The following is a 4,529-nucleotide window of genomic DNA, read 5'->3' as shown; positions in this document are numbered from 1 at the left end:
TTCACCATCGATGGACACACAGTCAAGCCACTCTTCTTCCCCGGCGGCGACATAGGCAGGCTCGCGGTTAGCGGAACGGTCAACGATTTGGCGGTGATGGGTGCGAAGCCTTTAGCCTTAGCCAACTCGATGATTATCGGGGAAGGCCTCGATATGGAAATCCTTGAGAGGGTTCTCCGCTCGATGGACGAAACCTGCAGGGAAGTCCCAGTTCCAATCGTTACCGGCGACACGAAGGTCGTCGAGGAGCCGATAGAGATGTTCGTGATTACCGCTGGAGTTGGAATCGCGGAAAAGCCGGTAAGCGACGCCGGGGCGAAGGTTGGGGACATAGTCCTCGTCAGCGGAACGATAGGAGACCACGGAATAGCGCTGATGAGCCACAGGGAGGGCATAGCCTTCGAAACCGAACTGAAGAGCGACGTCGCGCCGGTGTGGGAGGTCGTTGAAGCGGTTGCAAAAGCCATCGGCTGGGAAAATATACACGCGATGAAGGACCCCACGAGGGCCGGGCTGAGCAACGCCCTCAATGAAATAGCGAGGAAGAGCAACGTCGGAATCCTCGTCAGGGAGGATGCAATACCCGTGAAGCCCGAGGTAAGGGCCGCGAGCGAGATGCTGGGAATCAGTCCCTACGACGTGGCGAACGAGGGAAAAGTGGTTATGGTCGTTGCCAGGGAGCACGCGGAGGAAGCCCTTGAGGCGATGAGAAAGACGAAGAGGGGAAAAGATGCGGCGATAATCGGCGAGGTAATAGAAGAATACAGAGGGAAGGTCCTCTTGGAGACTGGCATCGGCGGAAAGCGCTTCATGGAGCCTCCGGCCGGAGACCCCGTGCCGAGGATATGCTAACGCATCTCGAAGCCTTCTAAAGCTTTTTTCACTTCTTCCACGCTCGCCTCGTCTTCCAGCGTTGAGAGGTCGCCGAGACCCTTTCCGCTGGCGAGAGCCTTTAGGACGCGACGCATTATCTTCCCGCTCCTCGTCTTCGGCAGTTTGTTTACGAAGAACACCTCTGCCGGGGCCGCTATCGGGCCGAGGGTTTCCCTGACGTAGTCTATGAGTTCCTTCTTCAGGCCCTCCCTCGGGACGCAGTTCTCCTTGAGTATTACAAAAGCCACTGGAACCTCTCCCTTAATCTCGTCGGGCCTTCCGATTACTGCTGCCTCGGCAACGGCAGGGTGGAGGACCAAAGCATGCTCTATCTCGGCCGTCCCAATCCTGTGGCCCGAAACGTTCAGCACCTCGTCAGCTCTGCCGAATATCCAGAAGTAACCCTCGTCGTCCTTCATAGCGTAGTCAGCGGGATAGTAAATCCAGATTCCCTCGTCGGGCCTGCTGAAGCGCTTCCAGTAGGTCCTGATGTAGCGCTCGTCGTCGCCCCATATTCCGAGGAGCATTCCTGGCCAGGGCTTCTTTATCACGAGGTAGCCGCGCTCGTTCGGCTCCGCCGGGCTTCCATCAGCTTTAAGAACGTCTGCATCGACGCCGAGGCCCGGAAAAGTAGCCGAGCCGGGCTTAAGCGGGGGCAGCTGTATCCCAGCAGAGGGATAAATCATGTAGCCACCGGTCTCGGTCTGCCACCAAGTGTCGATTATCGGGCACCTTCCACCGCCAACGACTTCATAGTACCACTTCCAGGCCCTCGGGTTAATCGGCTCGCCGACCGAACCGAGGAGCCTTAAACTTGAGAGGTCGTGCTTCTTCACCCACTCATCGCCGTAGCGCATGAGCATTCTGATTGCCGTTGGGGCGGTGTAGAATATCGTTACCCCGTGCTTCTCCACCAGCTCCCAGGGCCTATCGGGCTTTGGATAGTTCAAGGCACCTTCGTACATCATCACCGTAAGGCCAAGCGTCAGGGGCCCGTAGACGAGGTAGCTGTGGCCCGTTATCCAGCCAACATCCGCTGTATTCCAGAAGAGGTCGCTCTCGGTTATTCCCCACGCCCACTCCATCGTTTTGGCCACGTAGACGAGGTAACCCCCAGTGGAGTGGACGATTCCCTTGGGCCTTCCGGTTGTTCCGCTCGTGTAGAGGATGAACAGCGGGTGGTTGCTCTCGACCGGAACGGGCTCAACGTAGCGCTCGGCCCCGTCGAGGAGTTCGTTCCAGTCGTAGTCCCTGCCCTCGACCATGTTGACGCCGTTCTCCTCCCTCCTGAGGACGACGACGCTTTCGACGCTCGGCGTTTCGAGGAGGGCCTTGTCAACTATCCCCTTGAGGTTGAGCTTCTTACCGCGCCTGTAGAGGTAGTCGGCGGTGATGACGACCTTCGCCCTTGCGTCGTTGATTCTCGTTGCTAAGGCTTCCGCCGAGAAGCCCGAGAATACAACGCTGTGAATCGCCCCTATCCTCGCGCTGGCGAGCATTGCTATGACCACTTCTGGAACGAGGGGCATGTAGATGACGACCCTGTCGCCCTTCTCGACTCCGAGGTTTTTCAGTGCTGAAGCAAAGCGGTTCACCTCGCGGTAGAGCTCGTAATAGGTGAGCGTTCTCGTCTCACCGCGCTCGCTCTCCCAGATTATCGCGGCGCGGTTTCTCTTTCCTGCCTTGACGTGCCTGTCAAGGGCGTTGTAGCTCGCGTTGAGCTGACCCCCGACGAACCAGCGGAAGAAGGGTGCCTTTGAGTCATCGAGGACCTTCTCCCAGGTCTTGAACCAGTCTAAAACCTTCGCCTGCTCGGCCCAGAATTCCTCGATGTTCTCTATGGACTTCCGGTGCTCCTCCCTGAAGGCCTCCAGTGGCAGGTACCTCTCCTTGAGGAATCCTTCGCCTATCTGCATGCTACCACCCCGCTTCTCAGAAGTGAGAATTAGGAAACCTTAAAATTCTTTCGTTGATTGTCAAAGTGATAAACGACAAAAGTCGAAAAAGAGTTAGGGAAAGCTAATTAGCCGAACGCCGAAACCAGAATAGCCGTTCGTCGAAACAAAGGTGTGAGGAGTCCCAATTAACAAAGAACCGTCGAAAGATTCCGAAAAAATCCCGCAAATGTTTACAGAAATGTGTAAAAATGCGAGAAGGCAACGTCAGACTGTCAAAGGTTTTTCGAATGTGTTCATCCGTTGATTATCCTCCAGAGTTCTTCTATCTGCTCTATCGGCTCAACTTCCTTGCCCTTCAGGCTGTCGAGTATAAAGTTCTGGTCGAAGGGAATGGCCACGTCGGGCTTAACCGGCAGTTCTTCCTCGACGCCGGGCAGGGCTTTGTTAAGAACGAGGACGTGCTTCAGGCCGAGGCTCTCGCTCAGCGCTTTTATCTTCTTCGAAAGCTCTATAGACTCGGCCGATGGCTCTGCGACGTCGATGACGACGTCAACGTACTTGTCAACGCCCCTTCCGAAGTGCTCTATGCCTGCCTCGGTGTCGACGATGATGACCTCGTTCTCCTTCAGCTTTATGCCCTCGAGGAGCTTTCTGGCAAGGAATCCGTAGGGGCAGGCACAGCCCTCTTCGGCTTCTTCAATCTTCCCGATTGTGAGAACGGCGAGGTTGCCTTTTTTGGCTAAAATCTCCCCCGGAATCTCGTCGAGCGTCCAGTCGAAGAGCTCTTCGTCAAGCTCGCCTTCACCCTCAGCCGCCATGAGGATTTTGGCCCGCTTCTTCCCCCCAAGGTGCTCGGCAAGGGTTTTTACCTTCGGGAGGCCGAGCATCCTGTAGAGGCCGGGGTTCGACTCGTCGGCATCTATTATTAGCACACGGTAGCCTTTTCCGGCCAGATACTTGCCGAGCATCGCGCTTATCGTGCTCTTTCCACAGCCGCCCTTACCGCTCACGAGAACCTTCATTCGTATCACCATCGGGCAAAAAAGTAGCACGCCTTATAAAGAATTCGGTTCATTTCTGTTTCCAACCTCAGGTTCAGGAAAGTAGTATAAAGGCTCCCGCAAAGATAAGAGCGGTGGTGAAGGGTGATTATCTCGAAACCCTGCGTCACGATGAAGGGCGTCGTTATAGGGGCCTACTCGTGGGAGAAGAGGATAAAGCTCGACCTTACCAAAACGGCCCAGTGTTTGAAGGAGAGGGGTTACACGGTAAAAAAGCTCCTGCCCGGAGTGATGCTAATCCTGGAGATGGAGGGCTACGAGGTTAGCGTTTATCCGAGCGGGAAGATAATCGTCAAACTCTTAGAGGATGCGAAGAAAGGTGAGGAAATCGCGAGGATTGTTTACGACTGCGCCGGGGTTCTGGAGGTGGTAGCGTGAGGATTCCGGAAGATGTTAGGAAGGACATACCGCTGACGAGCGGGGTCATCTACTTCGACAACACGGCAACCTCACTCACGCCGAAGCCGGTTGTAGAGGCCATGGACGAGTACTACCTCAAATACCGCGCCAACGTCCATCGCGGTGTGCACAGGCTCTCCCAGATGGCGACGCACAAGTACGAGGAGAGCAGGAAAGTGGTCGCGGGCTTCATCAACGCGAAGTTCGAGGAGATAGCGTTCACCAAGAACACGAGCGAGAGCCTCAACCTTGTTGCCCTCGGCCTTGAGGGCATCTTCAAGCCGGGGGACAAGATAGT

General features: G+C 55.8%; 5 protein-coding genes. 3 read left to right on the top strand and 2 right to left on the bottom strand.

Annotated elements, in window-relative coordinates; all coding sequences use genetic code 11:
- Window positions 1-852 (top strand): hydrogenase expression/formation protein HypE (hypE, locus tag MVK46_RS00175; RefSeq protein ID WP_297534351.1); only part of this gene is annotated, 852 nt, incomplete at its 5' end.
- Here the strand turns inward: hypE and acs are convergent.
- Window positions 849-2,789: an acetate--CoA ligase gene (gene acs / locus MVK46_RS00170; RefSeq protein ID WP_297534349.1), complete on the bottom strand. Its 1,941-nt coding sequence runs from the start codon at window positions 2,787-2,789 to the stop codon at window positions 849-851. The genes hypE and acs overlap by 4 nt on opposite strands.
- A 275-nt stretch (window positions 2,790-3,064) precedes the next feature.
- On the bottom strand, window positions 3,065-3,793 hold the full coding sequence (locus MVK46_RS00165; protein ID WP_297534348.1) for a P-loop NTPase: 729 nt from the start codon (window positions 3,791-3,793) through the stop codon (window positions 3,065-3,067).
- Between the two features lie 123 nt (window positions 3,794-3,916).
- Between MVK46_RS00165 and MVK46_RS00160 the strand changes: the two genes are divergently transcribed.
- Entirely contained in the window at window positions 3,917-4,210 is a 294-nt protein-coding gene (locus tag MVK46_RS00160; protein WP_297534347.1) for a hypothetical protein, read from the top strand.
- On the top strand, window positions 4,207-4,529 hold a 323-nt coding region (locus tag MVK46_RS00155), incomplete at its 3' end, for an aminotransferase class V-fold PLP-dependent enzyme (RefSeq protein ID WP_297534346.1). The genes MVK46_RS00160 and MVK46_RS00155, both read left to right, overlap by 4 nt.

Origin of the sequence: Thermococcus sp. (assembly GCF_027066465.1) — an archaeon.
Taxonomy (GTDB): domain Archaea; phylum Methanobacteriota_B; class Thermococci; order Thermococcales; family Thermococcaceae; genus Thermococcus.
This window is presented reverse-complemented; position numbering and strand designations above follow the sequence as displayed.

Excerpts from the sequence above, each read along its gene's own strand:
- acs (WP_297534349.1), bottom strand. The coding sequence starts at position 2,789 with ATGCAGATAGGCGAAGGATTCCTCAAGGAGAGGTACCTGCCACTGGAG.
- MVK46_RS00165 (WP_297534348.1), bottom strand. The coding sequence starts at position 3,793 with ATGAAGGTTCTCGTGAGCGGTAAGGGCGGCTGTGGAAAGAGCACGATA.